Source organism: Streptomyces inhibens (assembly GCF_003389455.1).
Classification (GTDB): domain Bacteria; phylum Actinomycetota; class Actinomycetes; order Streptomycetales; family Streptomycetaceae; genus Streptomyces; species Streptomyces inhibens.
This window is the reverse complement of sequence record NZ_QUAC01000283.1, coordinates 1-1,276: the sequence shown is the minus strand read 5'-3', so window position 1 is coordinate 1,276 and position 1,276 is coordinate 1. Positions and strand designations below refer to the sequence as shown.

General features: G+C 76.0%; 2 protein-coding genes. Both read right to left on the bottom strand.

From position 1 onward, the window contains the following. On the bottom strand, positions 1-1,040 hold a 1,040-nt coding region (locus DY245_RS32890), incomplete at its 3' end, for a hypothetical protein (RefSeq protein WP_244943416.1). Between the two features lie 37 nt (positions 1,041-1,077). Continuing rightward, the coding region (locus tag DY245_RS45460) for a hypothetical protein (RefSeq protein ID WP_220377981.1) at positions 1,078-1,276 on the bottom strand (199 nt) is incomplete at its 5' end.

Below are 1,276 nucleotides of genomic sequence, written 5' to 3'. Positions count from 1 at the left end.
GCCCGGGGGGTGGCTTGGGGGGCGGGCTGGGGTGCGTAGTGCCGCTGAGGGGCCGGTTGGGGTGGGTGCTGGGCGTGGGACTGGGGCTGGGCGTAGGGCTGGGCTTGCGGATGTGCCGTTCCCTGACCTGGCGCGTGCCCGGTCGCGGTCGCCTGGCCCGTCGCGTAGGTCGCCGCCTGCTCCGGCGCGTATGCCGTCGTCTGCCGGGGCTGCTGCCGCCGGCCCGATTCCCGCGAGACCGCGCGGTCCATCACCTCGGCGGCGATCCGCGCCGCCGCCTCCCGCGTCCGTTCGCCGAGCAGTTCCGTACGGATCGCGCCGCCGGCCGCCAGATGACGGTCGTAGGGCAGCGGCAGCACCGCCGCGCCACCGGCGCCCAGATGCTCGGCGGCCTTGCGTACGTCGACACCGCTGTCGGGCGAGGAGTGGGTGAGCACGACCACCGTGGTGGGCAGCAGGCCGGGGTGCAGACCGCCCACCCAGTCCAGTACGGAGCGGGTGGCCGCCACGCCCTCCGGGGTCGCCGGGGTGACCAGCACCCGCGCCTGTGTCGTCACCAGCGCGGTGCGCGCCACCTCGGCGGGCAGCGACTCACAGTCCACAACGGTGGCCGCGAAGTGGCGGCGCAACGACGTCATCACGACGCGGTAGGTGTCGAGGTCCAGCCGCGTACCGATGGAGCCCTGGCTGCCGGGCAGCAGCCAGCCGCCGCCCGCGAACGGGAGGAGATAGCCGGTCAGGTCCGTGATCAGCATCGAGGGATCGACGATCTGGGCAAGGTCGCTGCCCGACCAGCGCACCTCGCGTGCGCCGAGCCGGTGCGGCAGCGTGCCGAGCGCCGGGTCGGCCTCCACGGCGAGCACCGGATCGGAGCGGTAGTGCGCGTACGTGAGCGCGAGGAGGGCGGCGACGGTGGACTTGCCGGCGCCGCCGCGGATGCTGGACACGGCGATCTGCCGGCCGGTGGTCACGGGCTGCTGGATGGCGTACGCGGCCTGCGTGACGGCGGCCGTCTCGGCGGCCGGGGACGAGGCGAACACCCGGCGCAGGGCACGGCCCGCGCGCCGGGCCAGTGGATCACCGCGGCGTGGCCGGGGCTGCCCGTCGGCCAGTTCCGGCGGCAGGAGGGGTACGGAGACGGGCGTCCGCGCGGGCAGCCCGGAGCGGCCGTAGCGACCGGGGGCGGGTGCGGGGGCGGACGGTGCCGTTGCCGAGGACGAAGGCGGAGGTGAAGGCGAAGGGGAAGGCGATGGGGCGGGGCCGGCCGACGGGGCGG